At 63.2% G+C, this 26,284-nt stretch carries 25 protein-coding genes, 1 tRNA gene and 1 pseudogene; 16 read left to right on the forward strand and 11 right to left on the reverse strand.

What is annotated here, in order from left to right; translation table 11 throughout:
• The first annotated feature begins 211 nt into the window (after window positions 1–211).
• Window positions 212–769, forward strand: coding sequence for an HNH endonuclease (locus tag IVA87_RS30480; RefSeq protein WP_008543309.1), 558 nt, complete (start codon window positions 212–214; stop codon window positions 767–769).
• Window positions 770–798: 29 nt separating this feature from the next.
• On the opposite strand, the gene IVA87_RS30485 is transcribed toward IVA87_RS30480, so the two are convergent.
• Window positions 799–2,412, reverse strand: a complete 1,614-nt coding sequence (locus tag IVA87_RS30485) for a hypothetical protein (protein WP_247336592.1) — start codon at window positions 2,410–2,412, stop codon at window positions 799–801.
• A gap of 157 nt (window positions 2,413–2,569) precedes the next feature.
• On the opposite strand from IVA87_RS30485, the pseudogene IVA87_RS30490 reads away from it, so the two are divergent.
• The 5 genes and pseudogenes from IVA87_RS30490 to IVA87_RS30510 all read left to right on the forward strand — a co-directional run.
• A pseudogene (locus IVA87_RS30490) lies at window positions 2,570–2,644 on the forward strand (HNH endonuclease); the annotation flags it as partial.
• A 161-nt stretch (window positions 2,645–2,805) separates the two neighbouring features.
• On the forward strand, window positions 2,806–4,074 hold the full coding sequence (locus IVA87_RS30495; protein WP_247336596.1) for a glycosyltransferase family 87 protein: 1,269 nt from the start codon (window positions 2,806–2,808) through the stop codon (window positions 4,072–4,074).
• 143 nt (window positions 4,075–4,217) lie between these two features.
• A complete protein-coding gene (locus IVA87_RS30500) occupies window positions 4,218–4,439 on the forward strand; it encodes a dodecin (protein WP_247279712.1) in 222 nt (73 codons plus the stop codon).
• Between the two features lie 181 nt (window positions 4,440–4,620).
• Window positions 4,621–6,525 (forward strand): sensor domain-containing diguanylate cyclase, encoded by a 1,905-nt coding sequence (locus IVA87_RS30505; protein WP_247336599.1) that lies wholly within the window; start codon window positions 4,621–4,623, stop codon window positions 6,523–6,525.
• A 61-nt stretch (window positions 6,526–6,586) separates the two neighbouring features.
• Complete coding sequence (locus IVA87_RS30510) at window positions 6,587–7,234, forward strand: HAD family phosphatase (RefSeq protein WP_247299028.1); 648 nt, start codon at window positions 6,587–6,589, stop codon at window positions 7,232–7,234.
• A gap of 24 nt (window positions 7,235–7,258) precedes the next feature.
• Here IVA87_RS30510 and IVA87_RS30515 read toward each other — a convergent pair whose 3' ends face one another.
• The 6 genes from IVA87_RS30515 to IVA87_RS30540 all read right to left on the reverse strand — a co-directional run bounded on the left by IVA87_RS30515 (window position 7,259) and on the right by IVA87_RS30540 (window position 14,553).
• Window positions 7,259–8,227, reverse strand: coding sequence for a dipeptide ABC transporter ATP-binding protein (locus IVA87_RS30515; protein WP_247279715.1), 969 nt, complete (start codon window positions 8,225–8,227; stop codon window positions 7,259–7,261).
• Window positions 8,224–9,219, reverse strand: a complete 996-nt coding sequence (locus IVA87_RS30520) for an ABC transporter ATP-binding protein (protein ID WP_247299026.1) — start codon at window positions 9,217–9,219, stop codon at window positions 8,224–8,226. The genes IVA87_RS30515 and IVA87_RS30520 overlap by 4 nt, the downstream gene beginning before the upstream one ends.
• Window positions 9,219–10,136, reverse strand: coding sequence for an ABC transporter permease (locus tag IVA87_RS30525; protein WP_247279717.1), 918 nt, complete (start codon window positions 10,134–10,136; stop codon window positions 9,219–9,221). Before IVA87_RS30525 ends, IVA87_RS30520 begins: the two co-directional genes overlap by 1 nt.
• Window positions 10,102–11,061 carry an ABC transporter permease gene (locus tag IVA87_RS30530; protein WP_247279718.1) on the reverse strand — a complete coding sequence of 320 codons (960 nt, stop codon included), beginning with the start codon at window positions 11,059–11,061 and terminating at the stop codon, window positions 10,102–10,104. The genes IVA87_RS30525 and IVA87_RS30530 overlap by 35 nt, the downstream gene beginning before the upstream one ends.
• A 26-nt stretch (window positions 11,062–11,087) precedes the next feature.
• On the reverse strand, window positions 11,088–12,878 hold the full coding sequence (locus tag IVA87_RS30535) for a peptide ABC transporter substrate-binding protein (protein WP_247336602.1): 1,791 nt from the start codon (window positions 12,876–12,878) through the stop codon (window positions 11,088–11,090).
• 256 nt (window positions 12,879–13,134) lie between these two features.
• Entirely contained in the window at window positions 13,135–14,553 is a 1,419-nt protein-coding gene (locus IVA87_RS30540) for a M20 family metallopeptidase (RefSeq protein ID WP_247299022.1), read from the reverse strand.
• A 287-nt stretch (window positions 14,554–14,840) separates the two neighbouring features.
• Between IVA87_RS30540 and IVA87_RS30545 the strand changes: the two genes are divergently transcribed.
• From IVA87_RS30545 to IVA87_RS30555, 3 genes are all read left to right on the forward strand, one after another.
• Window positions 14,841–15,812 carry a S1C family serine protease gene (locus IVA87_RS30545; protein WP_247299020.1) on the forward strand — a complete coding sequence of 324 codons (972 nt, stop codon included), beginning with the start codon at window positions 14,841–14,843 and terminating at the stop codon, window positions 15,810–15,812.
• A 22-nt stretch (window positions 15,813–15,834) separates the two neighbouring features.
• Window positions 15,835–16,905 carry a phospholipase gene (locus IVA87_RS30550; protein ID WP_247299018.1) on the forward strand — a complete coding sequence of 357 codons (1,071 nt, stop codon included), beginning with the start codon at window positions 15,835–15,837 and terminating at the stop codon, window positions 16,903–16,905.
• Window positions 16,906–16,986: 81 nt separating this feature from the next.
• Window positions 16,987–17,193, forward strand: a complete 207-nt coding sequence (locus IVA87_RS30555; protein ID WP_247299016.1) for a hypothetical protein — start codon at window positions 16,987–16,989, stop codon at window positions 17,191–17,193.
• A gap of 78 nt (window positions 17,194–17,271) precedes the next feature.
• On the opposite strand, the gene IVA87_RS30560 is transcribed toward IVA87_RS30555, so the two are convergent.
• The gene (locus IVA87_RS30560; RefSeq protein WP_247299014.1) at window positions 17,272–17,931 is read right to left on the reverse strand and encodes a DsbA family protein; all 660 of its coding nucleotides are present in this window, start codon (window positions 17,929–17,931) and stop codon (window positions 17,272–17,274) included.
• A gap of 98 nt (window positions 17,932–18,029) precedes the next feature.
• The gene (locus IVA87_RS30565) at window positions 18,030–18,503 is read right to left on the reverse strand and encodes a PaaI family thioesterase (protein WP_247299013.1); all 474 of its coding nucleotides are present in this window, start codon (window positions 18,501–18,503) and stop codon (window positions 18,030–18,032) included.
• Between the two features lie 120 nt (window positions 18,504–18,623).
• Between IVA87_RS30565 and IVA87_RS30570 the strand changes: the two genes are divergently transcribed.
• Window positions 18,624–19,172 carry a TetR/AcrR family transcriptional regulator gene (locus IVA87_RS30570; RefSeq protein WP_247336605.1) on the forward strand — a complete coding sequence of 183 codons (549 nt, stop codon included), beginning with the start codon at window positions 18,624–18,626 and terminating at the stop codon, window positions 19,170–19,172.
• 47 nt (window positions 19,173–19,219) lie between these two features.
• Here the strand turns inward: IVA87_RS30570 and IVA87_RS30575 are convergent, their stop codons facing one another.
• A complete protein-coding gene (locus tag IVA87_RS30575) occupies window positions 19,220–19,714 on the reverse strand; it encodes a hypothetical protein (protein ID WP_247299010.1) in 495 nt (164 codons plus the stop codon).
• A 197-nt stretch (window positions 19,715–19,911) separates the two neighbouring features.
• On the opposite strand from IVA87_RS30575, the gene IVA87_RS30580 reads away from it, so the two are divergent.
• Together IVA87_RS30580 and IVA87_RS30585 are read left to right on the forward strand one after the other, a co-directional pair.
• Complete coding sequence (locus IVA87_RS30580; RefSeq protein WP_247299008.1) at window positions 19,912–20,199, forward strand: PsiF family protein; 288 nt, start codon at window positions 19,912–19,914, stop codon at window positions 20,197–20,199.
• A gap of 99 nt (window positions 20,200–20,298) precedes the next feature.
• Window positions 20,299–21,384, forward strand: a complete 1,086-nt coding sequence (locus IVA87_RS30585; protein ID WP_247336607.1) for an AbrB family transcriptional regulator — start codon at window positions 20,299–20,301, stop codon at window positions 21,382–21,384.
• 2 nt (window positions 21,385–21,386) lie between these two features.
• Here IVA87_RS30585 and IVA87_RS30590 read toward each other — a convergent pair whose 3' ends face one another.
• Window positions 21,387–21,926 (reverse strand): disulfide bond formation protein B, encoded by a 540-nt coding sequence (locus IVA87_RS30590; protein ID WP_247299004.1) that lies wholly within the window; start codon window positions 21,924–21,926, stop codon window positions 21,387–21,389.
• 158 nt (window positions 21,927–22,084) lie between these two features.
• On the opposite strand from IVA87_RS30590, the gene IVA87_RS30595 reads away from it, so the two are divergent.
• The 4 genes from IVA87_RS30595 (at window position 22,085) to IVA87_RS30610 (ending at window position 26,209) form a co-directional block, all read left to right on the forward strand.
• Window positions 22,085–22,169, forward strand: a tRNA-Leu gene (locus IVA87_RS30595).
• 182 nt (window positions 22,170–22,351) lie between these two features.
• Window positions 22,352–22,654 carry a hypothetical protein gene (locus IVA87_RS30600; RefSeq protein ID WP_247299002.1) on the forward strand — a complete coding sequence of 101 codons (303 nt, stop codon included), beginning with the start codon at window positions 22,352–22,354 and terminating at the stop codon, window positions 22,652–22,654.
• An 897-nt stretch (window positions 22,655–23,551) separates the two neighbouring features.
• Window positions 23,552–23,785, forward strand: a complete 234-nt coding sequence (locus IVA87_RS30605) for a hypothetical protein (protein ID WP_247299001.1) — start codon at window positions 23,552–23,554, stop codon at window positions 23,783–23,785.
• Between the two features lie 693 nt (window positions 23,786–24,478).
• Window positions 24,479–26,209, forward strand: coding sequence for an adenylate/guanylate cyclase domain-containing protein (locus IVA87_RS30610; protein WP_247299000.1), 1,731 nt, complete (start codon window positions 24,479–24,481; stop codon window positions 26,207–26,209).
• Window positions 26,210–26,284 lie beyond the last annotated feature (75 nt).

Genomic DNA, 26,284 nt, shown 5'->3' on the forward strand with positions numbered 1-26,284 from the left:
CGAAGATAGAGCTGCAACGCACCGTGAAGGCGGTTCCGGGCCGGCTGCATGGTCCCCGGGGATCGCGGCTTTTTGAGCGCTTTTGCCACCTCGCCGCCGCATTGCTTGCGACTGAATCAGTCGCTCAACGGGCTTCACAATCCCGTCACGCTGCATGTAGTATGTCAGTACTTGCTGCTTCGCAGCGTACATTGGAGGCCGGGAGCGTTACTTGAACGCACATGTCTCGCAAGGCAGTTGGCCGGTGTTGGTGCTGAACGCGGACTTCCGGCCGCTGAGTTACTACCCACTGTCTTTGTGGTCGTGGCAGGACGCGATCAAGGCGGTGTTCCTCGACCGCGTCAACATCGTCGCGCATTACGACCAGGCGGTTCGAAGTCCGACGTTAGAAATGCAATTGCCGAGCGTGGTTTCGCTCAAATCCTTCGTCAAGCCGACCACCCATCCCGCCTTCACCCGTTTCAACGTCTTCCTGCGCGATCGTTTCGCCTGCCAATATTGCGGCTCGCCTGAAGACCTCACGTTCGATCACATCATCCCGCGCAGCAAAGGCGGCCAGACCACCTGGGAGAACGTGGTCGCGGCGTGCTCGCCCTGCAATCTGCGCAAGGGCAATCTCACCCCGGCGCAAGCAAAAATGTTTCCGCGCCAGAGTGCGTTCGCGCCGACCGTACACCAACTCCACCGCAACGGCCGCCTGTTTCCGCCGAACTATCTGCACGACAGCTGGCTCGACTATCTTTACTGGGATACGGAGCTGGATCCGTAGGGGGCGCGCGTTCTGCGGCTCGCACGGCGCTACGGCGCAATGATGTGCAGCGTGTCCCGCGGCGGAAGCGTCGTGCTGAATGCATGAAGCGCTGAGGTCACTTCCGCCTCGTTGCCCAGTGGCGTTCGATAGAATGCGACGTTTCTTTGCGACAGCGTCACGGTCTTTGTCTCGAGGACGGCGACCTTTGTCCAGTCCGCAGGTACCCCCTTCGGAAACCAGGCATCATAGATCATCACCAGGCCGACCACATGCTTGCTCGCGAGAGCCGCCATCTCGGGCGGCCCGTACTCCCCCGCGATCCTCGCCTTGCGTACGTCCTCCGAACCAAGGCCCCAGAGATCGAGCACGTAATCGGTATTGCCGTAGGCGAGCAGACCCAAATCGTTGACCCCGACCGCATGCCTGTAGAATGAACGGGCAAAGCGAGCCAATTGATATTGCTGTTCGTAGATATCGCTTGCCGCGATCGGCGAGACTATCGCCGCTGTCACGTACGGCATGGCTGCAGTGCCAAGCCCGAAAGCCAGGACGACCTTCGCAATCGACCACCGCAACGCCGAGAGATGCGGCCTCACCTGCCCGGCAGCCCATAATAGCGCAGCCGTCGCGAGCGCCATGATGTAGACCTCATACCGGTTGAGCCAGCCGTATTGGCCAAAGACCAGATGCGCACCGATGGCAGCTATGACGGTCAGAAGAACAATCAGCGCTTCGCGATCTGCGCGCAGCCAGTTCGCGCAGATCGCAACTGCAAGCCCAAGCATGGTCAGCCGCAGGCCATAGACGCTCGTCAAGCTCCGCAGCACGTTGTTGACAATCGCCCGAAATGAGGCTGCGGTCTCATCGAGGTTGGCGAGATATCCCTTCAACAGCACCGAACTCGGCAGAAGCGGCAGGCCACGCGACGACATCAGCGCGCAATAACCCAGCAAGCTGATGATGATGACAAATGCCGCGCCGGCGGCAAAGCGTCTGTAACCAAGCATCGCAAAACCGGCAGTCGCGGCACAGGCGAATGCTGCCCCTTCGAAGCGGATCAAGGGAAGAAGCACCAGAGCGAGAAAATGCAGCGAGGTTGGCGTGGATTTGCGCGCCGCCCCGGCAAGGCCAGCAAAGGTCACGACAGATGCCCAAACGTGAACGCTGTGCTCCATGCCGGTCATGGGTAGCGCGACGGCACTGGTGTTGAAAATGAGAAGCGGCACGATCACGCAGGTAAGTGGACCCGCATCGAGCAGCCGACTCGTTTCGAACAGGCGCAGCAGGGCGAAAACTGTCGCACACGCGGCGACCGCATTGATCAGCAGCGGACCGAAAACGCCGAGATGCATCGCCTCGGTCAGTGCCAGAATATATGGCCACACAACCGACGAGCTGGGCGACGAATATTCCCCAGCGTTGATGCCGTAGCCACCTGAGAGAATTTGATCCGCGACCGCAAGATGGATATAGGCGTCGTCAAACGTGAATACGAGCCTGAAGTCGCAGAGAACCACGCTGACGATGATCGCCGCCGCAAATAGCGACAGCCAAAGCAGTACGGCGATCGTTGAAGGGCTTCTCCACACAGCGCCCACGCGCTCAGGCGATGACCCGCGCACCTCTTTCAGGCGATCGAAATCACCAACGATGACCGTCACACGGCTCCCCCAGTCAAAGCGCGGTCTGTGCGAGGACCGCCGTCAGTCTGACTGACCATACGGTACAAGTGCTTAATCCTGGATTTTCGGCGCCTTCGATTCTGATCGATTGCGTCAGTTCATTGTTAACTACGGTGGCCGGCTGCTTTGGCTTGCCCGCAGATTCCCGCCGAACTCTATGCACGACAGCTGGCTCGACTATCTTTACTGGGATACGGAGCTGGACCCGTAGCGTGGACGTCTGGTCCCGCGTCCCGCTAGCGTTTGCGGATCACCGAACTGCGCTCCGGCGCCGGCAACAATCCTTTCCGCTTCGTTACCATCCTTTAAGCCTCTGCGGGCCATCTTGGCATGGCCGGCGGCCTCCGTCCGGCTACCATGAGGCTGCCATTCATGTTCGCCGCGACGCTGGAAGCGATTCAGTCCTCGCCTTCGAAGCGGATTGCCTACGTGCGCTTCGTGCTCGCGGCGCTGATGGCGATCGTCGCCTTCAAGGCCTGCTGGTTCGGGCGCTTCGGCGCCTGGGCGAACCGCGAGCTCGCCGACTTCGACGCCTTTCACATCGTCGCGCAGCGCGTCTGGGGCGGCGATCTCGACCAGGTCTATCATTTCGAGGCGCTGCTGAAGATGCAGGCGGAGGCGGCCGGCGGCATGACCGGCTTCATGCCTTGGACCTATCCGCCGCAATACGATCTTCTGGTGGCGCCTTTCGCATTCCTGCCGGTCGGCATCAGTTATCTGTTGTTCACCGCGGCGACGCTCGTGCTCTATCTCCTGACGCTGCGAAGGATCGCAGGTAATAATCTGGCGCAAGTGCTGGTGATCCTGTTTCCGGCACTGGCGATCACCATCGGCTGCGGGCAGAACGGCTTTCTCACCGGCGCGCTGATCGGGCTCGTCTGCCTCAACCTCGAGCGGCGACCGCTGTTCTCGGGCCTGGCGCTCGGGGCCATGGTGATCAAGCCGCATCTCGCTGTTGCCCTGGGCATCTATTTGCTGGCGACGCGACGCTGGGCGGCGCTCGCGGCCGCCACAGCCGTGGTGCTGGCGAGCTCGCTCCTGTGCACGCTCCTGTTCGGTTGGCAGATCTGGACCGCCTGGCTCGGCGCGATCAGGGAATCGGCGAGCTATCTCGAGCAGGGCTTTTATCCGCTGTTTCGCATGATCTCGGCTTACGCGGCGCTCTACAAGGCCGGCGTCTCCGCCAGCTTTGCATTCTGGGGGCAGGCGAGCCTTGCCTGCATCGCGTTATTCGCTGTCGTGCTCGCCGTCTTCCTCCACCGGGCACGTGGCGCCTCGGCCGCATTCGCGCTCGGTGTCGTCGCGACGGCGTCGGTGATGGTCAGCCCCTATGCCTATGATTACGATCTGCCGGTGCTCGGGATCGGTCTCGCCCTGATGCTGCCCGATCTCGCCAAGCTGGCGAGCGCGCGCGAGCGCGGTGTGATGTACGGCCTGATCCTGCTCGCAGGCGCCTACGGATTATTGCAGTCGGCGCGGCTCACAGTGCAGTTCGGGCCGAAGGCCGATTCCAGCCAGCACTTCACGCCCGCCATCGCCGGCCTCGCCATGATGGCCCTGCTTGCGCTGCTGTTGAAGATGTTGTGGCAGGGAGCACGGCCAGCATCGGTACAGCATCAAACTACGCACCTCGCAGGATAACTCCAGATCCGCTGCGCGCGCCGGGCGAGCATGGAACCCGAAGCGCCGGAGTCGGTTCAGAGTGAGGCCCGTTTTGTCTCGCCAACCCAAGTTGCCTCGCGAGATGCATATCCGAACCCGCTGTAGCGCCAGGGAGAGCAGTCATGCCCACAGCCGAACATGATCACGTCTATAAGATCCTGGAACTGGTCGGATCATCCGAGACCTCGATCGAGGATGCGATCCAGAACGCGATCGGCCGCGCCGCCAAGACCGTTCGCGAGATGAAATGGTTCGAGGTGGTGCAGACGCGCGGCCACATCGAGAACGGCACTGTCCGTCATTATCAGGTCACGCTGCGCGTTGGCTTCACGCTGGAAGGATGACGCGGCGGACGCAGGATGAGGCCGTCACGCTGCGGCGAAGGTGGTTAACAATCGCCGAGCAGAGTCGGTCAAGATCTCGGCGACCCGTCCGGTTGACTACGGACGCACAAAATCATCGCAGAAGTTGCAACAGGCCGTTAAGGCCAAAGTGAGAGGTTTGCGCCGATTTGGAGCAAGCCTGATGGTCACGAGCCGCGAACTCGGCAAGACGCGCCTTCCGCTCTGGGCGGCGAGTTTCGTCGCGCTGACTTGCGTGGCGATCCTCGGCTTGAGCGCCTGGCGCGAATGGGAAGCGCGCAATGCCGATCTCAGGGCAGCCGAAGTCGACGTCACCAATCTGGCGCATTCGCTGATCCAGCACGCGGACGATACATTCGAGCTCGTCGATACGATCCTGGTCGGGCTGGTCCATCGGCTCGAAATCGACGGGACGGGTCCGGACACGATTGCGAAACTCCAGGCTTATCTGCCGACACGCAAATCATCGGACCGCATCCGCGGCATCTTCGTCTACGACGCGACCGGCCGCTGGCTTGCCACGACTGAACGCCTCGACTTTTCCAACCTCAACAACAGCGATCGGAGTTATTTCCGCCACCATCGCGACTCGCCTGCGACCGGCACGCTGATCGGACCGCCCGTCAAGAGCAGAGCCGGCGGCCAATGGATCATCACCGCATCCCGCCGGATCAACGATTCCGACGGCGGCTTCGCCGGCGTTGCCCTGCTCACGATCGACGTCAGCTATTTCGTCAAGTTCTACGAGCGGTTCGACATCGGTCCGAACGGCTCGGCATCGCTGCTCAACAATAGTGGCATCATGCTGGCGCGCAGTCGCGACGAGAGCGGCGCCTTCGTTGGACGCGACCTGTCCAATGCGCCCCTGTTCAGAAGCTGGAAAAGCCGCCCCGCCGCCTCGGTCTACTATTTCAAGTCGCCGCTCGATGGCGTGGAGCGGCTGAGCTACTACCAGCGCAGCAGCCGCTATCCGCTGATGGTGCTGGCGAGCAAGTCGCAAGATGACGTGCTGGCGCCCTGGCGACGCGCGGCGGCCGCGCGCATAACCTTCGTCCTCGGCCTCGTTCTGCTGATCGCGGTGATCGGCTTCTACTTGGTCCGTCAGCTGGTGCAGCGGCAGCTCATGGCCCAGGCCTTGGTTGCCAAGGAAGCGAATTTCCGCCTGCTGGCCGAGCAATCCAGCGACATGGTGACCCGGATCGGGCTCGATAACCGGCTGCTCTACGTCTCTCCCTCATGCGCGCGCATCACCGGCTGGTCCGCCGAGGAACTGCTGGACACGTCGGCCCTGGCCGGCATTCACACGGACGACATGCAACGGGTCGAGCAGGCGATCATCGCGCTGAAGAATGGCGAAGCCGAGGAAGCGCGGTTCGTCTATCGCCAGCGTCATCGCGACAAGGGCGAGATCTGGGCCGAGGCGGCGCTGCACGTGACCCTTGCCTCGGACAGTGGTGCCATCGACGGCGTCGTCGCGGTGGTGCGCGACATGACCGAGCAGAAGGACCTTCAGGACAAACTCGCCTCGCTCGCAACGACCGACGGCCTTACCGGCCTCGCCAACCGACGCACATTCGACGAACGTCTCGCCGATGAATGGGCGCGCGCCCGGCGCGACGGCACGCAGCTCTCGCTGCTGCTGGTCGATGTCGATCATTTCAAGAAGTTCAACGATCATTACGGACATCAGGCGGGCGACGCCTGCCTGCGCGCGCTCGGCAGGATCCTGTCCGCCCAGGCCAAGCGCCCGGCCGACCTCGCCGCGCGCTACGGCGGCGAGGAATTCGCCGTGCTGTTGCCGAACACCGGCCCGGATGGCTGCGCCGAGGTCGGCGAAGGGATTCGCCAGGCGCTGCACGGTCTCGGCATGCTGCATGCACAGAATCCACCTTCCCGGCTGGTGACTGCGAGCGTTGGCGGCGCGACGGCTCTTCCGTCCCAAACCACGATGGATTGCAGCACGCTGGTCGCGGCCGCCGACCGCGCGCTCTACGCAGCCAAGGACAGCGGCCGTGACCGGCTGGTGATGTCGGGACGGGTCGTTCCGTGGCCGGCCAAGAGCGCGTGACGACCTCTCCTCTGGATTTGTCCGTCGGGTTCGGACGGGATATGATTTGCACCGCGGCCGGATGTTCGGCCGATCCGAGAGTGCTGCGGTGACTGGCGAGATTAAGCTTGTCCTTTTCGACATGGACAACGTCCTCTGTGACTACGAGAGGGAAAAGCGCGTCGCCTTTCTTGCGGAGCTGGCCGGGATCACGAGTGAAGCCGTCTACAAGGCGATCTGGGAATCCGGATTCGAGTTTCTCGGCGACACTGGCGCGCTCGACGCTTCAGACTATCTGCGCGGGTTCGGCGAGCGCATAGGCTATTCCCTGTCGCTCGACGAATGGGTCGAGGCGCGGCGCCGTTCAATGCAGGCCAAACGCGCGATGCTGGAGATTGCCGGCAGCTTGCGCAAAACCGTCGACATTGCCGTCCTGACCAACAACACCACGCTGGTCGCTGACCATATCGACACTCTGCTGCCGGACCTGCGCCCGCTGTTCGGCGCTCGAATCTACACCTCGGCCCAGTTCAAGACGGCGAAGCCGGACCCGCGCTGCTACCGCCTCTGCCTGTCCGAGCTCAACGTGAGGCCGGAGACGGCCCTGTTCGTCGACGATGTCGCGGCCAATGTTGCCGGCGCGCGCGAGGCGGGTCTCTCCGCGCATCACCATACGTCGGTGCAGGCTTTCAAGCAGGCCCTTTCGGAGCACGGCCTGCTTCACGAATGACTCGCGCTCCGCCTTCCGGCGGCATCAAGCCAGATGGCACGCCACGAAGTGCCCGCCCGCCCCTTCCCTCAGCTCCGGCGCGCTTTCCGCACAGCGCGGCTGGGCGATCGGACAACGGGTGTGGAAGTGGCAGCCGGATGGCGGCTTCATCGGGCTCGGCACGTCGCCCTTGAGGCGGATGCGTTCGCGCTTGAACTTGGGATCGGGCACCGGCACCGCGGACAGAAGTGCCCTGGTGTAGGGATGCTGCGGGTTGCGGTAAAGATCGCTCGCCTTCGCGAGCTCGACGATGCGGCCGAGATACATCACCGCGACGCGATCGGAGATGTGCTCGACGACAGAGAGATCGTGCGCGACGAACAGATAGGTGAGGTTCAGCTCGGCCTGCAGATCTTCCAACAGGTTGATCACTTGCGCCTGTATCGACACGTCGAGCGCGGAGACCGGCTCATCGCAGACGATCAGCTTCGGTTCGACCGCGAGCGCCCGCGCGATCACGATGCGCTGGCGCTGGCCGCCGGAGAACTCGTGCGGGTAGCGCCGCATGTGCTCGGCCTTGAGCCCAACCTTGACCAGGAGACCCGCGACGCGCTCCTCGCGCTCTTTCGCGGACGAGGCGAGATTGTGGATGGTGAAGGCCTCGCCGAGGATCGCACCGACTGTCATGCGCGGATTGAGCGAGGCGAACGGATCCTGGAATACGAGCTGCATGTTCCGCCGCATCGCGCGCAGATCGTTGCCGCCGAGCTTACGCACGTCCTGGCCGTCGAAGGTGACCTCGCCGTCTGTCGGCTCGATCAGGCGCAGCACGCAACGCCCCGTCGTGGACTTGCCGCAGCCGGACTCGCCGACGAGGCCGAGCGTCTCGCCGCGATTGACGGAGAAAGACACGCCGTCGACCGCGTAGACGGTGCCAACTTGGCGCGACAGCAGACCGCCGAGCACGGGAAAATGTTTCTTCAGGCCGCTGACGCGCAGCAACGGTTGGCTCATGCCGCGCCTCCCAGAGTGGTATCTCCCAAGTGGCAGGCCACGCGATGCCCGGGCGCGATCTCGCGCAGCAGCGGCTCTTTCTCGGTGCAGACGTTCATGGCGAACTTGCAGCGCGGGGCAAAGCGGCAGCCAACCGGCGGATTGATCAAGATCGGCACCGAGCCGCCGATCGCCTCCAGCCGCGTCTTGTGCTCGCTGTCGAGATCGATGCGCGGGATCGAGCGGATCAACCCTTGCGTATAGGGATGGCGGGGATCGCCGAACAGGTCGTCGACGAGCGCCTCCTCCACCACCTTGCCGGCATACATTACGACGACACGCTGCGCGGTTTCGGCGACGACACCCATCGCATGGGTGATCAGCATCACCGCCATGCCGAAGCGGTCCTTCATGTCCTGGAGCAGGTCGAGGATCTGGGCCTGGATGGTGACGTCCAGCGCGGTTGTCGGCTCGTCGGCGATGATCAGCTTCGGCTTGCAGGCGAGCGCCATCGCGATCATCACGCGCTGGCGCATGCCGCCGGAGAACTGGTGCGGATAGTTGTGCACGCGGCCTTCGGCGTTCGGGATCTGCACCAGCTTCAGCATCTCGATGGTGCGCTCGAGCGCCTGCTTCTTGGTTACCGCTTCGTGCCGCCGCAGGCTCTCGGCAATCTGCTCGCCGATGGTGAGCACCGGATTGAGCGAGGTCATCGGCTCCTGGAAGATGAAGCCGATCTCCTTGGCGCGAACCTCGTCAAGCTGATTGCTCGTCAAAGGGACGAGATCGCGGCCCTCGAAGATGATCTGGCCGGCCGCGATCCGGCCCGGCGGCATAGCGATCAGTTTCAGGATCGACATCGCCGTCACGGTCTTGCCGCAGCCGGACTCGCCGACGACGCAGAGCGTCTCGCCGCGATTGACGGAGATGTCGACGCCGTCGACGGCCTGGAGGATGCCGTCGTCGGTGGAGAAGTGGGTTTTCAGACCCTTGATTTCGAGCAGTGGCGGCATCAGATCACCCGTCGCGCATCGAGCGCGTCACGCAAGCCGTCACCAATGAAGTTGATGGCGACCACCGCGATGAAGATCGCGCCGCCCGGGAACAGCGCCCAATGCGGGCCGATGTCGAGAAAATCCTTGGCGTCATACAGCAGCCGCCCCCAGGTCGGGGTATCCGGCGGAAAGCCGAGGCCGAGGAACGACAACGTCGATTCAGCGATGATGGCGGCAGCGACGTCGATGGTGCCGGCGATGATCACGGGGCCGAGCGCATTGGGCAGGATGTGGCGCACCACCTGCCGCACTGGACTGGCGCCGAGCGCTCGCGCGGCCTCGACGAATTCTTTCTCGCGGATCGACAGGAACTGCGCGCGCACGAGGCGCGCCACCGGCATCCAGCGGAGGCCGCCGATCACGAGCACGATCAGAATAAAGATGCCGCCCTCTGGGCCGAACGCGGCTTTCAGCCCGTCGCGGAAGAGATAGATGAGCAACAGCAGGAGCGGCAATTGCGGCAGCGACAAAAAGAGATCGGTGAGCCACATCAGCCCATGACCGAGCGCACCGCGCGACATGCCGGCGAGCGCGCCGATCAGCACACCGACAAAGACCGAGACCAGCATTGCGGCGAGACCGACCGCGAGCGAGATGCGCCCGCCATAGATCATGCGGGCCAGGATGTCCTGGCCGAGATCGTCGGTGCCGAAAGGATGGGCCAGCGACGGGCCCTGCATACCCGCGACGATGTCGATGTCGTCGATCTTGACCCGCCAGACGAAGGGGCCAATCACCACCGCCAGGATCAGGACGAGGAGCAGGAACGCACTGACTACAGCGAGCTTGTGGCGACTATAGCGCCGCCACGTCTCCCGCCAGGGCGAGTAAACGCGCCGCTCAGCGGAAGGAGATGCGAGGGTCAAGCCAGCCATAAAGGATGTCCGCGATGAGATTGAACAGCACGACGAGGCAAGCGAACACGAAGGTGACGGCCATCACCACCGGCGTGTCGTTGGACAGGATCGAGGAGATCAGCAGCGAGCCGATGCCCGGAATGCGGAAGATCTGCTCGGTGACGATGGCGCCCCCGAACACCGCCGGCATCTGCAACGCAATGAGCGTCACGACCGGGATCATGGCGTTGCGCATCACGTGCTTGACGATGACTTTGGTTTGTCCGAGGCCCTTGGCGCGCGCCGTGGTGACATAGTCGAGCCGGATCACGTCGAGCATCGCCGAGCGCACGAAGCGCGTCATCGAGGCCGCCTGGAACAGGCCGAGCACCGCCACCGGCATGATCGCCTGGCGGATCATCTCCAGCACCCAGTGGATTCCCGTGCCCTTGATGTCGGTGGTGTAGACGAAGGGCAGCCAGTCGAGCGTGACCGAGAAGATCAGGATGAACAGGATGCCCGTGAAGAAGGTCGGCAGCGAAAAGCCGACGAAGGCGAGCGTATTCGCGATCTGGTCGAACAGCGAATATGGCCTGGTCGCCGCGTACACGCCGACGGGAATCGCGATCAGGAGCGCAAGGATCTGCGCCGAGCCGATCACGTAGAGGGTCGCGGGCAGGCGCTGGAGGATCAGCGTGTCGACGTTCATCCGGCTGACGAAGGAGAAGCCCCAGTCGCCGTGCAGCATGGCGTTGAGCCAATGCAGGTAGCGAAGGTGAATCGGATCGTCGAGGCCGAACTTGGCCCGAAGTGCCGCCTGCACTTCGGGCGGCACGTTCGGATTGGTCGCCAGTTCGGAGAACGGATCGCCGGGGGCGAGCGCGAGCACGACGAACAGCACGACCGAGATTCCGAGCAGGCTCGGAATCGCGATCAGCAGGCGACGCAGAACGTATTGGCTCATAGGGAAATCCGTTTACGCCCGCGCGATCATGCCTCCCGGTACCAATCGAACAGGTTGTCGGTCTCGTTGGCCCAACCGCTAACGATGCAGACGAGGTTGTTGGCCGCGGCTTCCACCTTGAGGCGATGCTGCACGGGGATGAATACGACCTCCTGAATCAAGAGATCATTGGCCTTGATGTACAGCGCGGCGCGCTTGATCGGGTCCATTTCGGCTTCCGCCGCTGCGATGATCCCGTCGTAGTCCTTGTTGACCCAACGCGGAAAATTGGTGCCCTGCCACTTGTTCTCCTTGGTTGACACCCTGTCCGACGTATAGCGGCGCATGTGCTGCGAAGGATCCGGCTGGCTCATGGGAATCTGGAACATCTCCAGGTCCGCATAGAACTTCGGATAAGTGTCGGGATTGCCGACGTCCGAGGAGAAGAACACGGAGGCGACAACGGATTTGAGTTCGACATCGATGCCAGCCTTCTGGCAGGCTTGCTTGACGATCGCCTGAGTCTTCTGGCGCGGTCCGTTGATCGAGGTCTGGTACAGCAGCTTCAGCTTCTTGCCGTCCTTCTCGCGGATGCCGTCCGCGCCGGGCTTCCAGCCGGCGTCATCAAGAAGTTTCGCCGCCTTCTCGACGCTGAATTCCCAAGTGTTGTTCTTGGACACGAATTTCTCGGGACCGTTGAGGAAATTAGCGGTCGTGCGGCCGGCGCGGCCGTAGATGGCCTTTTTGACCGACTCGCGATCGACCAGCATGGACAGCGCCTTGCGCACGGCCGGATCGGAGAACAGCGGGTGCTTGGTCTTGATCGAAGAGCGTTCGCCATCGATCTCGGTGTTTGGATCGGTGAAATTGAGCGCGATGAACTCGGTGTCACCCCCCACGGCGTAGACCGCCTTGCCCTTGCCGCCCTTTTCCAAGCGCAGCAGCACGTCATCTTCGACCTGGATGTTGTAACCGAAATCGTATTCGCCGGTCTGGATCACCGCGCGCGCCGCCGAAACGGCATCGCCGCCGCCCTTCATCTCAAGCGTATCAAAGTAGGGGCGGTTGGGCATGTGGTAGTCGGAATTGATCACACCGCGCACGAGATCGCCGGGCTTGAATTCCACGAACTTGTACGGACCGGTGCCGACGGGTGACAGGTTGTTCGGCGCCTCGCGGGATTTGGCGCCCTTGTAGTCCGCAAAAAGATGTTTGGGGATGATGCAGTTCGGTGCGCCGACGAAAGCATCGGCCCAGAAGGGGGTCGGCTTGGCGAAAAGGAGGCGTACCGTGAGATCATCGATCTTTTCGACCTTGATGTCGCGGTAGGTGCCGATGGTGACTGCTGCGGTGGCGGGATCGCTTGCATATTCCCAGTTGAACACAACGTCGTCGGCAGTGAACGGCTTGCCATCGTGCCATTTGACGCCGGGCTTGAGCTTCCAGGTCACCGATTTACCGTCGGCGGCGAGCCCGCCGTTCTGGATCGAGGGAATCTCTGCCGCAAGAACCAGCTTCATGTTGCCGTCGGGGTCCCAGGAGGCGAGCGGCTCGTAGAACAGGCGCGAGCCGTCCTGGTCCTTGGTGCCGGTGGCGAAGTGCGGATTGAGCAGGGTCGGGCCCTGCCACCACAACAGCTTCAATGCGCCGCCGCCGCCTCGCTTGGTCGGCTTGTAGGTTGAGGCGCCCTCGGCCATAGCGACGCCGCCGAGCGCGAGGATCTGATTGGCCAGAGGAGCGGTGAGACCGACCGCGGCCATGTGCTTGATGAAGCCGCGGCGATCCATCCGCCCGTCCTTCACCTGGCCGATCATCGAACGCAGTTCTTTATCCAGCATGGTTGTCCCCCGTCTGGTTCCTATCGTGATGACGACGGCGGTCAGAGCTGCCGCCCAATTAGCTGGCAGTAGATGGCACACCGAATGGGGGGCGCGTCAACTGGGACCGTATGTATGCAAACGGTCTTCTGGCTGTCCGTTGGGCAGAACTGCCTTCCGTGAGCCCATCCATTCGGCAATCCAGCATCAAAACATGCTGGATTGCGCGCTGCACTGCGGAAAATTTGTTCGTCGGATCAGACTAAGTATCGATGCTCTACGTCACCGACATATCGAGCGGCGGCGCGACATGGTCCGGCAACGGACAGACGTAAGGCGTCTTGGCCGTCCGCCTCTGAAGATCCGCCTTGGCAGACTTGATCAGCTCCGGTTCCGTCAGCGCCTTGATACCGAGCCCGGCCATCGCCTTGGCGGCCTGCACCATCGCCTTGTGGGCATGCGGGCTCTTGCCCTGCGCCACCACCTGCCAAGTGTGGAAGGGCGTGCCGATTGCAACCGTCGGTGCGTGAACCTGCACGGTCGGAACCACCCAGCTCACGTCGCCCACGTCGGTCGAACCGACCAGCGGGTTGCGCTTGGCATCCAGCGGCACCAGGAAGTCGGCCAGCGGCCGATCGGTGGGCTCCATGCCGATCGCGTAGTAAACTGACGCAATGTCCTTGTCGGTCAGCGTCGCACGAATCTGGCTGGCAAAGCCCTTGTCCGCGTCGTCGAAATGCGGCGGTCCGAGGTCTTCCATGACACGGTGCAGCGCCTGCTCCAGCGGGGTATTCGGCAGGATGTTGGAGACCGCGGAGATGATCTTCATTTCCATCTTGGTCTCGGTCATCAGCGCCGCGCCCTGAGCGATCTTGGACACGCGCTCGACCAGCTCGTTCATGCCGGGAAGATCGCGGGCACGGATCGAATAGCGCACCCGTGCATGGGCCTGCACCACGTTGGGCGCGATGCCGCCGGTGTCGAGCAAGGCGTAGTGAACGCGCGCATCGCTCGGCATGTGCTCGCGCATGTAGTTCACGCCGACGTTCATCAATTCCACCGCGTCGAGCGCAGAACGGCCCAGATGCGGCGAGGCCGCCGCATGCGAGGTGCGACCGGTGAAGATGAAATCCGCGCGCGTGTTGGCGAGCGAGGGCGTGACCGCCACTTCCCAGAAACTGTGCGGATGCCAAGTGATGGCGATGTCGGCATCTTCGAACGCACCCGAGCGCACCATGAAGGCCTTTGCCGCGCCACCTTCCTCTGCGGGGCAGCCGTAATAGCGCACGCGGCCGGGCACCTTGTTCTCGGCGAGCCAGTCCTTCACCGCCGTCGCGGCGAGCAGCGCAGCGGAACCGAGCAGATTGTGACCGCAGCCATGGCCATGGCCACCGACCTCGATCGGACGGTGCTCGGCGACACCCGCCTCCTGGCTCAACCCCGGCAGCGCGTCATATTCACCCATGAAGGCAATGACCGGACCGCCTTCGCCCCACTCGCCCATCAGCGCAGTCGGGATGCCGGCGAGATTCTCGGTGATGCGGAAACCCTGATGACGCAGCTCGGCGAGATGCTCGGCGGCGGACCGCGCCTCGGTGTAGCACACCTCGGGCGTGCCCCAGATCTTATCGCTGAGGTCGATGAAACGCGCCTTGATCGTGTCGACGCCACGCCAGATGTCGCTGCGGTTATCCATGCTTCGATCCGTGATCCCTGGTCAAACGAAGCGGCAATGGTTAGCAGCTTCATTGCACCGCGCCTAGCACCTCGCCGGACACCAGCCATGCGACGGCTGCCGGATCAAAGGGCCGGCTGTCACCTGCGCACGAACCGTCGTTATGCCTTTCGAAGATTTCACGCGGCGTTCTCTGGAATAGTTGGGAACGAGGCTTTCAAGACGGCGTCCTCCGGCCTAAATTATGCGTGCTTCGCGCCTCGTTCCCCCGGCGACGGCGGAGCGATGCTCTCAGCCAGGAGAACTCCATGCCCGCACTGACCGAATGGAGAGTGCCACCGGCCAATCAGCCGCGTGCAAGCGATTATGGTTTCGATCTCGACCGCGCGCTCGCGTCCGTCGTCGGCCTGCACGCCATCATCCCGCCCGACGCCTTCAGCGCCGAGACGCTGGGCACCGAACGCGCCGGCAACGGCGTCGTGATCGACGACGGGCTGGTGCTCACAATCGGCTACCTCATCACCGAGGCGGAATCCGTATGGCTGCACCTGGCCGACGGACGCGTGGTCGAAGGCCATGCGCTCGGCTTCGATTCCGTCACCGGCTTCGGCCTCGTGCAGGCGCTCGGCCAGCTCGACGTCGAACCCTTGCCGCTCGGCACCTCGGCGGAATCGCGGATCGGCGATCGCGTCGTGGTCGGCGGCGCCGGCGGCCGCACGCGCTCGGTTGCGAGCCAAATCGTGGCCAAGCAGGAATTCGCCGGCTATTGGGAATATCTGCTAGATGAGGCCATCTTTACCTATCCCGCACATCCGAACTGGGGCGGCACCGCGCTTCTCAACGAACGCGGCGAGTTGATCGGCATCGGCTCACTCCAGCTCGAGCGCGAACGCGACGGCAAGGCCGAGCACGTCAACATGATCGTGCCGATCGACCTCTTGAAGCCGATCCTCGACGACCTGCGCAAGTTCGGCCGCGTAAACAAGCCGGCGCGGCCTTGGCTCGGGCTCTACTCGACCGAGATCGATAACCGCGTGGTGGTGATCGGCATCTCCGCCAACGGCCCGGCCGCGCGCGCCGAGCTCAAGACCGGCGATGTCATCCTCGCCGTGAACGGCGAGAAGGTCACGAGCCAGACCGACTTCTATCGGAAAATGTGGGCGCTCGGCGCCGCCGGCGTCGACGTGCCGCTCACCGTGCACCATGAAGGCGTCACCTTCGACGTCACGGTGACCTCGACCGACCGCTTCAAGCTCCTGAAGGCGCCGCAGCTGCACTGACGCAAGGCTTGAGGAAGTGGTTATGACCGAGGCCGTGGTGGACGACATCGTGGCCGTGCTGCCGCCGCTGCTCAATGCGCTGGAGGCGCTCGGCTTCTTCCAGCGGCATCTGCACCCGCCAGCCTTCGCCTCGGTGATGAACGCGATCGGCTCGCCGGACGAGGCGCTGCAAGCGGCGCGGGCAGCGATCGGCGACTGGCCGGAGCAGTTCGCCGGGCTGCGCGAGCGGCTCGATCGCGCTTGCAACGAGACGCTCGCCGCCTTTGCCGGGATCCGCGAGGTCGAGCGCGGCAATGGCGACCTCGTCGCCGTGTTCCGCGCGCTGCGCCACCTGCCGCGCGCGCAAGAGGCGCTCTATCCGCTGGCGGTGCAGTTTCCTCCCGTGAGCAGCTTCTTTCTCAACGCTGCCAATCGCGGAAGTGCCGACCTGTTGTCCCGGCTCGAAGGTGGCGCTAGCGAAAATACCGGCATCTTCCATGATCACAACGAGCCGGGCAGCCGCGGCGGCTTCTCGGTCTATGTGCCCGAATATTACACGCCCGATCGGGCCATGCCGCTGGTGATGGCGCTGCATGGCGGCAGCGGCAACGGGCGCGGTTTCCTGTGGAGCTGGTTGCGCGATGCGCGCAGCCTCGGCGCAATCCTGGTAGCGCCGACCGCAACCGGCCCGACATGGGCGCTAATGGGCGATGATGCCGACACGCCGAATCTCATGCGCATCCTCGAGACCGTGCGCAGCCGCTGGACGGTCGATGCCTCGCGCATGCTGCTGACCGGCATGAGCGACGGCGGCACCTTCTGCTACGTCACCGGACTCGACGGCGCTTCGCCCTTTACCCATCTTGCGCCGGTGTCGGCGACCTTCCACCCGCTGATGGCGGAGGTGGCGAACGCCAAGCGCCTCCAGCGCCTGCCGGTCTTCATCACCCACGGCAAGCTCGACTGGATGTTTCCGGTGCAGACCGCACGGCAGACGCAGGCGAGGCTCTCTGCCGCCGGCGCCGACGTCACCTATCGGGAGATCGACGACCTCAGTCACACCTATCCGCGCGAGATCAACGCGGAGCTGCTGGACTGGCTGAATAGGACATGAACGATCCGTCCTTACCCGCGCCGCACCGCCGCGGAACAATCGCTCCGCACCGACGTTATCGCTCGTCACCGGAGGTTCGCCATGCAGACTGTTTTCGGAATGATCCTCGGCGCGCTGCTGCTTGCGGGCGGGGTCTACGTCTATGATTCCATGCAGACGTCGTCGGTCGCCAATGGCGAGGTCGCGATCACCAATCGCACCATCGTGAACTGGGATGTCGCCAAGGCCGATTGGGACGCGCTGCGGGACCGCGCGCACAAGGACTGGGTCCGGATCTCGTCGAAGTAGCGACGCGGTATCATGAACAAGGCGCCGTCGCGAACTCCGCGGCGGCGCCTTTGTGTCGGGTGATGACTATCGCCTGGCTCAGTTCATCTTGGCCTTGCGCGCGTCGGCAATGACCTGCTCGAACTCGTTCATGCTCAGCACGCCGGGTACGCGGTATTTGCCGACGATGAAGGACGGCGTGCCTCGGAAGCCGAAGGCTTCGGCCTGCTCGTTGTTGCGCTTGAGGATGGCGTCGATGTCCTTGGCGTGGCCGGCGAGATCGCGCTTCAGGCGGTCCATGTCGACACCGGCGCCAGCAAGAATCTCGTTGATGCGCGGCTCGGTCAGGCGCGAGCTGACGCCCATCATGGCGTCGTGGGCCTGATGGTATTTGTCCTGGAATTTCGCCGCCAGCGCGGTCCGCGCCGCCGTGACCGAGACCGGCCCGAGGATCGGCCAATCCTTCATCACCAGCCTCACCTTGCCGTCGTCCTGGACGACTTGGCGCAGCTCAGGCTCGAGCTTGCGGCAATAGGGACAATTATAATCGGACCATTCGACAATGGTGATGTTGCCGTCGGGATTGCCGGCAACCGGCGTGTCGGGATCACGCAACACCTTGGATTCGGTCAGCACCTCGTCGTCATTGACGGCGGCGCGGGCGAAAGTGATCCCACCAGCCGCCAAGGCGCCTGCCCCGATCAACGTCAACGCCGCGCGCCGCGTCGGCACTAGGCCCTTATTGCCAAATCCAGCCATATCTCGTCCCGTTTCGGTCCCATCGCTGCAAATACGATCCGCGACCGAGAGTTGTTACGGCTCATATAGAGCGTCGCGGGCGCGATGTCATCGCCATGCTATGCGTGGATTGCGGCTGGCGTTGGCGACGCCGCGTCGCGCGGCAGCATCGCCATCAGCGTGCCGGTCATGGAAGCGATCAGCGTCGCCTTGCCCTCATGCTCGGCAAAGGCCCTGGCTTCGCAGAAGGTCAGCGTGCGGCCGGGTTTGACCACCGCGGCTTTGAAGACAAAGCGCGCGCCGCGAGCAGGTGCGAGCAGCGTGGTCTTGAATTCGACGGTGAGGATGTCCGCTTGACGCGGCATCAGGGTGAACGCGGCGACGCCGCAGGCATTGTCGAGGCCTGCGGTGATGATACCGGCATGGACAAATCCGTTCTGCTGCGTGAAGGCAGCCGAATGCGGCATCGCCAGCTCCACCTCGCCCGGGCCGAGATGAATGATCGAGATACCAAGCGTGTGCATCGCCGGCTGGGCCGCGAACATCGCCGTGGCCGCAGCTCGATAATCCGGGTTTTTCGGCTTGAATGCCATCGTCGTTCACGCCTCCCCGCCTTATCCTTTTCTTCCGCCTTCGTGTTGATACGGTAGCGTATCAGAGCTCCACCGCGCTAGCAATACGGCACCGTATCAAGAACCGGCGAGGCTTTCTTCATGAGCGACGGCAAGGGCGATGTCTGGGTCGAGGCAGGGTTTACCGAGCTCGCCCGCTCGGGCGTCGAGGGCGTGCGGGTGGAGGTGCTCGCCAAGAACCTCGGCGTCACCAAGGGCGGCTTCTACCGCCGCTTCGCCGACCGCGCCGCACTGCTCGAAGCGATTCTGGAACGCTGGCGCGAGGGACGCGCCACGGCGATCGCGCAGCAGACGAGTCTCGACGGACAAGAGCCCCGCGAGCGGCTGAAAGCGTTAATCCAGCTCTATTCCGAGCGGCTCAATCCGGAGGGCATGGCGATCGAGCTCGCGATCCGGCAATGGGCCCGTTCGGATGAGGGCGCGGCGGCGGCGGTGGCGAGCGTGGATGCCGCGCGGCTCAAGCACGTCGCCGAGCTCTATCGCGCGACCGGCCTTGCCGCCGAGGAGGCCGAGGCGCAGGCCTTCCTGTTCTACTGCTTCATCTTCGGCCAAAGCCTCTTGTTCGTCGAGCGCGGGCCGCGCAAGCGCTCGCAGCTTGTGGCCAAATCGGCCGAGAAGCTGCTCGACTAAGCGAAATGGCCGGAGCTTTGCCCCGGCCATCGCATTGCTTTCGAAGCTCAGGCGGCTGCGCCCTTCAGCTTCTTGGTGCATTCGCTGTAATAGCCGCCGCCCTTCTGGATCCACTTCAAGCCGCCATTGCCATTTGTGGCCTTGTTGGCATTGTACTGGTCGACGCAGGTGTGGAGCCGCGCCTTGCCGGGGGTCTCCTTGGCGTATTTCGGATCGACCGCGTTCGGATAGATCGCAGGTCCAGCGGGCAGCGTCGGCGCGGCGGCGGGCGCGGCTTCCTTCTTCGCCTGCTTCGGTTCGGCAGGAGCGGCGGGCGCAGCCGGAGCAGCTGCGGTGGGCGCAGCGGCTGGCGTTGCGTCTGCACCGCATTGGGCCTTGCGGAAGTCATTCCACTTCATGGTGCCGAGCGAGCCATCCTTCTTGGCCGCCTGATATTTTGCGCTGCACTCCTGTGCGGTCAGTGCCTGCGCCGGCGCGCTCGCCACCAATGCCGCGACAGCCGACGCTGCAATCGAACACAACAATTTTGCCTGAATGGTCATCCCTGGGTCTCCTCCTTGGTCTTCCCGACGAAAGTGAAACGAGGATTGCTATCCTAGCGTGTCGATCGCTTGCGACAAGGATGCGATGGGTTTGCGCCGGCAAAATTTAGTCGTGGGGCCGTTCGACTCATTCATGTCGCGTTCAGCAACGCAGGCCGACGTTCCCAGCCCCTCGCAATTCAACAAGAGTGCAACACATGACCGTCACCTCCCGCCTCGCCGCCCTGGCTCTCGTCTCCTTGCTCGCCACCGGCAGCGCCTTCGCCCAGACCGCCGCGCCGGCCGCCAAGACCGATACAAAGACCGACACTGCTGCCACCGCCGACAAGAAGGCGTCGAAGGAGCGCTCGGCCGAATCGCTTGAATGCTCCAAGCAAGCCGACGCCAAGGCATTGAAGGGCAAGGAGCGCAAGAAATTTCGCCGCGAGTGCATGAAGGAAGCGAAGGCCGGCACTGCCGCCCCCGCCACCGCCGACAAGAAGTAAGTCCGTCACGATCCTCCGCCAGCATCGGTGAGAGGCACGCGCATTGCGGCATGACGAGCCTGCAATTGTGTGCCTCTCGCTGATTTGCGATAAGGTGACGTGAAGCAAATCGTCGCCTCCCTGCCGTTCGAATGGCCGAGCCGTGCCAACGTCTTGAGCACGATCGAGACGCTTGTCGTCGGCACCGCCGGTGGCCTCGTGTTTCTACTCGCCGGCCTGCCGGGCGGGCTGATCTCGGGCTCGATGATCGCGGTCGGGATCGCGGCAATTGCCGGTCGTCAGCTGATGCTGCCGCCGATCCTGACCCAGACCGTGCTGGTGCTGCTCGGCATCTCGCTGGGCTCGGTGGTCTCGCGCCATCTGATCCAGCAGGTCAGCGCCTATCCCGTCACCATCGGCCTGCTTGCGCTCGCGACGTTCTGCTCGACCTTCGGCTCGAGCTATTACCTCCAGCGCGTCCATGGCTGGGACCGCACCTCGGCTTTCCTCGCCGGCAGCCCCGGCGCGCTTTCGCAGATCACGATCCTGGCGGTCGAACGCGGCGCCGACCTGCCGGGCATCGCGGTGGTGCAGACCATGCGCGTCATCATCCTCACCGCGGCGCTGCCGATGGTGCTGGCGATCGCGGGCGTGGTGCCCTCGGCCGCACCGTCGCTGACGACAACCATTGCATCGCCGCTCGACCTCGTTGCGCTGGCCGCAGCCTCGCTGGCGCTGGCGCTGTTTCTGCGGCTGATCAAATTTCCGGCGAGCTGGATGTTCGGCGCGATGATCGCCTCCAGCGTGTTGCATGGCGCCGGCTGGGTCGAGGGCGGCCTGCCGGGCTGGGTGCGCGGCGTGGCGCTGGTCGGCATCGGCGCCCTGATCGGCAGCCGCTTTGCGCGGATGCGGATCAAGACTTTGGCCGGCCATATCAACGCGGCGCTGGGCTCGTTCGCGGTCGCAATTGCCGTTTCCGCCATCTTCGTCGGCATCGTCGCGCTCACCACGCAGGTGAAATTCTCCGATGTCGTCGTCGCTTTCGCTCCGGGCGCGATGGACGCGATGCTGGCGCTGGCCCTGACACTGCACATCGACCCGATCTTCGTCGGCGCCCATCACCTGTCGCGCTTCGTCTTCGTGACGATAGCGACACCTGGCATCGTGCACTTGTTCGGTCGTACGCAGGATGACGTGGACGATTGAGCTCAGCGCTTCGCCGTCCGCACAAATCCCCATGCAGCGATCGCGGCCATCAGCAGCGAGATCAGCACGTTGTAGCCGGCAAGCGAGAGGCCGAGGAAGCGCCACTGCACCTCGTCGCAGCGCACCACCTTCACGGTGTCGAGCCGCGAGAAAAGGTCGCCAGCGTTACCGAGATTGACGACGGGACCGGAGCAATCGGTCGGCCCCTTCCAAAATCCCCATTCGACGCCGGAGTGATAGGCGCCGAGACCGGCATTGGCGAGCGTCGACAGCGCGAGAATCGCTAGCGCAACGAGCAGCAGCGGCCGCGGCGCGCCGCTTCTGGCCCCGAGCACCGTGAGGGCACCGAGCGGGATCGCGAGGTAATAAGCGTAACGCTGCTCCAGGCAGAGCGGACAGGGCAGGATCTCCAGCACGAGCTGGAAGAACCAGGCGCCCGCGATCGTGGCCGCGGCGATCAATGTGACGAGCAGCGAGGCCGTCAGCGCGGGACCGGCGCCAGTCGGCTTGAACGCTGGTATTGCGGCACTCCGGGTCGTCACGGCAGCCTCTCTCCGATCGGTCGCGCTCCAAGCCTCTAACTCCGGCTTATGTGGCTGTCGAGAACGGCCGGGATCACTTTGGCGCGGGTTGACCCCATCCTGTCCATGGCTATAGTCCGCCGGCTTCGCGACGCCCTCATCCGAGCGGCCGACCGAGGGCCCCTGTGGCGGAACTGGTAGACGCGCTCGACTCAAAATCGAGTTCCGCAAGGAGTGCTGGTTCGATTCCGGCCAGGGGCACCAGCCTTCGCTGCTTCGCAGCTACGGCTAGGCGAGCCTGGCACCGGTCTATCCATGCGAAGCAGCGAAGGCTGTCCCGCCGAAGCCTTGGCGAAGGCGGACTGGCTCAACGTAGCGCGATCTAGCCCTTCTCCCATCCCCACTGTATAAGCCGGTAGCTTCTTCTGTAACTCGAAGGAGCTCACATGAACGATCTGCACGCGTGGCTTTCCCAGCAGCACCACGGTTTGCGGACCTTCCAAATCTTCCAGCAGAAGCTCGAGACGCTCGGCCGGGACGATCCCGCCCAGCGCGGCCTGTGCCGCCTGCTCAGCGGTGTCGTCGGCAGCTATGTCGAGGCCTTTGACGAGGCCCCGCTGCCGGTCGAAATTGCCGACACCGCTTATCGTCGCCTGCTGACGCTGGTCGACAGCCTCGATCTCCACGGAGATGGCGCAAGGCGGCTCGCCGACATCAACCGCGTCGCGGCCTGCGAATTGTGGCGGTGATCGGCAGGACGAGCGTGCACGCTTCCATTGTCAAACAGGGCGAGGCGCGCCTGTACAGCCTCGCGACGCATGACGCCCGAGTCTTGAGCTTCTCTTGACGCCCCGTCCTTGGAAAGGGCGCAGGGAAGACCGAGTGCCGGCTGGCACCCGCGGTCCGCTGTGCGCAAATTGCGCGAAGACAAATGCACAGCGGCATACAGGGCAGCCTGGACATCCCGGCCTTCCCTGCGCAGTGGTTTGACGGCTTATGGCGCGCTCTCCCCGGGGAGCGATGCACTCTTGCCCCCGTCGCCTTGCGAGATAGCTGATGCGCTCGCCCGGTCGGGCCGCAACATCACCGCAAGCCTTGACGCACAGACCCCGGGCGCCAGGACCACACGCTTTTGCCGTACGCGAACCGCACCTGTCGTGCGCGCGCTGCTCAACCGCTCACGGGCCAAGCCCGCCCTGCGATTGCCTGCGCGCCGATGCGCTCCACGCCCACCGCCACCCCGCCCGCGTATCGTGACGATCGCGAAACGCCCCTTATCCATGGACCGGGATGGCAGATCACATACGGCATTTCCGAATTTCTGTCAATCAGAATTTAAGCGACCGAGCTCCCGATTTCGCTGCACCCGGGCGCGGCGGCGATCGCATGTCCTTCGCGGCGGCCGCAACGCGCGCCTTGTCTTCCAGACGACGCTTCTAATGGTGTCCTCGGGATGCAGCTAAACGGCACCTGCGCTTTGAAGTCGCTGCCGCGCTCTCCGTCCGGGTCCTGAGCGCCAGCCCAGGGCGGGTCGAAGCATGCGCGGCTGGGAAGCCACTCCTCAATCCGCCCTGCATGGCGTTCGACTTCGCTTCGCCATTACCTATATCGTGCGGCAACGATTGCTGAAGCAATGAGCAGCTTCGATGGCAAAGAGACGCATGACGGAAGCGGACACCGACGACCTTCCCCGCTACTTCGTCTGGGTGCGAGGCCTGGAAGGCCCCGAGCCGCAGAAATGGATGACGATGGAGTTCGGCGTCGGCGAATGGAAGCGGACGCTCGTTCTGGCTTATCTGGAACTGCCGGAAGACGAGCGGCCCCTATCCTTGTCGGTGCTGGCCCGGCGCTATCCGCCGCCGCGGGTTGATCCTTCGTGAGCCGGGCTACGGTGTGTCCTCATAAGCGTCGGCTCCGCAAACCAGAGCGGAAGTCACTCCGCTTGAGCGTGATCGGCGGCCTGTGATCATGAACACGCCCGAATGTTATATCGTGATGGTCACTTGCGGCTCGTCTCGGGCGATTGTCGTTTTGATAGTTCGGAGCTTGTTAGGCGGCGCACCGGCGCGTGCTTGCGTGCGGCAGACAGCCGCCGAGGCGAAGCCCCCGCTCGACCTGCCGATCTGGCCGGCATGGAGCCGACGTTTATCCTGAGCGCTGAATTGGACCCCACCAGCTTCGCCTGGCTCGCGCTGCGCCGCCACTTCCTTTCCGTGGCATCACACTCCAGAAGGCAAGCCGTCCATTTTCAACCGCAAACGGTTGTAACGGTGCCACTTTACGCTTCAGCCATCGCGTTTGATTTCGGTAGCGTCCCGACGAAATTGCGTCTAGGCTATTTGTCGATTGGTTCCAAACGACGAGGCTCTGTTCGGCGAAATTGTTGAATCCGCGGACGAGCGCGACATTCCTCGCGAGGATCAATGAAATCAGTGCCTTCGTGCGTTGCTCCATGTTCGCCGAACACTGCCAATGACGGCGGTACGACGACGTTGAGCAGTTGCGCACAGCAGGACTCTGATCCCTCAATAAGCGCTGTCCCCGAGTTCGAAAGACCTTTCCGAGCCGTTCTTGTGGCTGACGTGGTCAGCTACACTCGGCTTATGGAAGCTGCAGAGGTCGAGACGCATAGTCGTTATCGGGCTCTTCGTGTGGGCGTAATAGACCCTGCCTTGGTTGGTCGCAGAGGCGAGATTGTCAAGAACACTGGTGACGGCTTCGTCGCGGTGTTCGAAAGCCCGCTAGATGCCCTCCGCTGCGCCTCTGAGCTGCAGCGGGAAGTCACTGGGTTTGAGGCTCAACAACCTCCCGAGCGCCGCATCGCTTTTCGCATCGGTGTCCATTGGGAGCCGGTTATCTTTGATCTGAACGATGTTTATGGACATGGCGTCAATATCGCAGCACGCCTGCAATCCGTCGCTCCCGCTGGCGGCGTTGTGGTCTCCTCGGTCCTCCTACGGATGGCCCCCGACCTGAGCGAGTTCAAGTTCGACGATTTGGGTGAACTCCATCTCAAGAACCTGTCGCGGCCTGTTCATGCCTTTCTCCTCCTCATGCCGGGAGTAGAGCGCAGCACAGTGCTTGGCGCTTCTAGCAAGCCCTCGGGGCGCGCCAAATTACCTTCCATAGCCGTTCTTCCGTTCACGAATATCTCCTCGGAGGTCGACGACAGCTATTTTGCCGAAGGCTTCGTCGAAGATATTATTGTTAGCCTGAGTAATATTCAGGAGCTCCTGGTCGTATCACGTGGGTCGACAATGCCGTTCCGTCGGCGAGCAATCGATCCCATTGAGGTGAGTGAAAAGCTTGGCGTTCGCTATTTCGTCAGCGGTCGCGTTCGCCGCTCGGGGAAGCGGATCCGGTTCTCGGTCGAATTGGTCGATGTCACCTCCGGATCCGTAGTGTGGGCGGAAAATTATGACACGGATCTTGCTGAGGTCTTCGGTATACAGGACGAAATCGCCACGAGCGTCGTCGAGAGAATCGCCGCTTACGTCCGCCGGGCAGAAGTCAAACGTGCTCTGCGAAAGCCCCCCAAGAGCCTGAACGCATATGACTATCTCCTCCGCGCGCTTGACCTGCTCTACAAATTTGATTTCGCAAGCTTTTCGCGAGCCAGGGAACTACTCGAGAAGGCCATAGAGGAAGACCCTGAGTACGCGGCGCCATACGCGTTCTCTGCGAAATGGCACAATTTCAACATCGCAGAAGGCTGGTCGTCAGATTTTGATGCGGATTCGGCTGCGGTGATCCGGCTGTCCAATTGCGCCATCGAAAGAGACCCGCACAACGCTCTCGCGCTCTCGATCCAGGGGCACGGGAAGAGTATGTTCTTTCGCGACTACGACAGCGGATTGGATCTGTGTGAGCGTGCTCTCGCTATATCGCCCAGCAACTCGTGGGCATGGGTGTTCAGTAGTGGGACACCCGGCTTCATCGGCGATGCTCCAACCGGAATTGCCCGGGCGGAACGCGCTATCCGGCTATCGCCGCTTGGCCAACAGGCCTTTTTCAATTTCTGCCTGCTCGGCCAAAATCATTATCTGAACGCAGCTTTTGATGATGCCATTCGCTGGTCGAAAAAGTCTTTGAATCTCAGTCCACGTTTTGGAAACGCCGCACGAGTCTTGGCCGCCAGCCTGGTCGCTGTTGGTCGCGCGGATGAGGCGCGGCAAGTGTCGCTGCACCACAAGCGGATCCTGCCCGCCTTTAGAGTATCGGACTACGCACGCCGTTGTCCGTTCAAGGAGCCTCAGGCGTCTTTGTATGTAGAGCGTTTAAGAGCAGCTGGGTTGCCGGATTGAAGGGGCAGGAGCCCAGCTCAGGTTGTTAGCCCCTCGATGGAGAGCACCATGACTGATGTCGAAGGCGGCGGAGGT

It is taken from the genome of Bradyrhizobium sp. 147 (assembly GCF_023073935.1).
Classification (GTDB): Bacteria; Pseudomonadota; Alphaproteobacteria; order Rhizobiales; family Xanthobacteraceae; genus Bradyrhizobium.

Excerpts from the sequence above, each read along its gene's own strand:
- IVA87_RS30495 (WP_247336596.1), top strand. The coding sequence starts at position 2,806 with ATGTTCGCCGCGACGCTGGAAGCGATTCAGTCCTCGCCTTCGAAGCGG.
- IVA87_RS30500 (WP_247279712.1), top strand. The coding sequence starts at position 4,218 with ATGCCCACAGCCGAACATGATCACGTCTATAAGATCCTGGAACTGGTC.
- IVA87_RS30505 (WP_247336599.1), top strand. The coding sequence starts at position 4,621 with ATGGTCACGAGCCGCGAACTCGGCAAGACGCGCCTTCCGCTCTGGGCG.
- IVA87_RS30510 (WP_247299028.1), top strand. The coding sequence starts at position 6,587 with ATGTTCGGCCGATCCGAGAGTGCTGCGGTGACTGGCGAGATTAAGCTT.
- IVA87_RS30515 (WP_247279715.1), bottom strand. The coding sequence starts at position 8,227 with ATGAGCCAACCGTTGCTGCGCGTCAGCGGCCTGAAGAAACATTTTCCC.
- IVA87_RS30520 (WP_247299026.1), bottom strand. The coding sequence starts at position 9,219 with ATGCCGCCACTGCTCGAAATCAAGGGTCTGAAAACCCACTTCTCCACC.
- IVA87_RS30525 (WP_247279717.1), bottom strand. The coding sequence starts at position 10,136 with ATGGCTGGCTTGACCCTCGCATCTCCTTCCGCTGAGCGGCGCGTTTAC.
- IVA87_RS30530 (WP_247279718.1), bottom strand. The coding sequence starts at position 11,061 with ATGAGCCAATACGTTCTGCGTCGCCTGCTGATCGCGATTCCGAGCCTG.
- IVA87_RS30535 (WP_247336602.1), bottom strand. The coding sequence starts at position 12,878 with ATGCTGGATAAAGAACTGCGTTCGATGATCGGCCAGGTGAAGGACGGG.
- IVA87_RS30540 (WP_247299022.1), bottom strand. The coding sequence starts at position 14,553 with ATGGATAACCGCAGCGACATCTGGCGTGGCGTCGACACGATCAAGGCG.
- IVA87_RS30545 (WP_247299020.1), top strand. The coding sequence starts at position 14,841 with ATGCCCGCACTGACCGAATGGAGAGTGCCACCGGCCAATCAGCCGCGT.
- IVA87_RS30550 (WP_247299018.1), top strand. The coding sequence starts at position 15,835 with ATGACCGAGGCCGTGGTGGACGACATCGTGGCCGTGCTGCCGCCGCTG.
- IVA87_RS30555 (WP_247299016.1), top strand. The coding sequence starts at position 16,987 with ATGCAGACTGTTTTCGGAATGATCCTCGGCGCGCTGCTGCTTGCGGGC.
- IVA87_RS30560 (WP_247299014.1), bottom strand. The coding sequence starts at position 17,931 with ATGGCTGGATTTGGCAATAAGGGCCTAGTGCCGACGCGGCGCGCGGCG.
- IVA87_RS30565 (WP_247299013.1), bottom strand. The coding sequence starts at position 18,503 with ATGGCATTCAAGCCGAAAAACCCGGATTATCGAGCTGCGGCCACGGCG.
- IVA87_RS30570 (WP_247336605.1), top strand. The coding sequence starts at position 18,624 with ATGAGCGACGGCAAGGGCGATGTCTGGGTCGAGGCAGGGTTTACCGAG.
- IVA87_RS30575 (WP_247299010.1), bottom strand. The coding sequence starts at position 19,714 with ATGACCATTCAGGCAAAATTGTTGTGTTCGATTGCAGCGTCGGCTGTC.
- IVA87_RS30580 (WP_247299008.1), top strand. The coding sequence starts at position 19,912 with ATGACCGTCACCTCCCGCCTCGCCGCCCTGGCTCTCGTCTCCTTGCTC.
- IVA87_RS30600 (WP_247299002.1), top strand. The coding sequence starts at position 22,352 with ATGAACGATCTGCACGCGTGGCTTTCCCAGCAGCACCACGGTTTGCGG.
- IVA87_RS30605 (WP_247299001.1), top strand. The coding sequence starts at position 23,552 with ATGGCAAAGAGACGCATGACGGAAGCGGACACCGACGACCTTCCCCGC.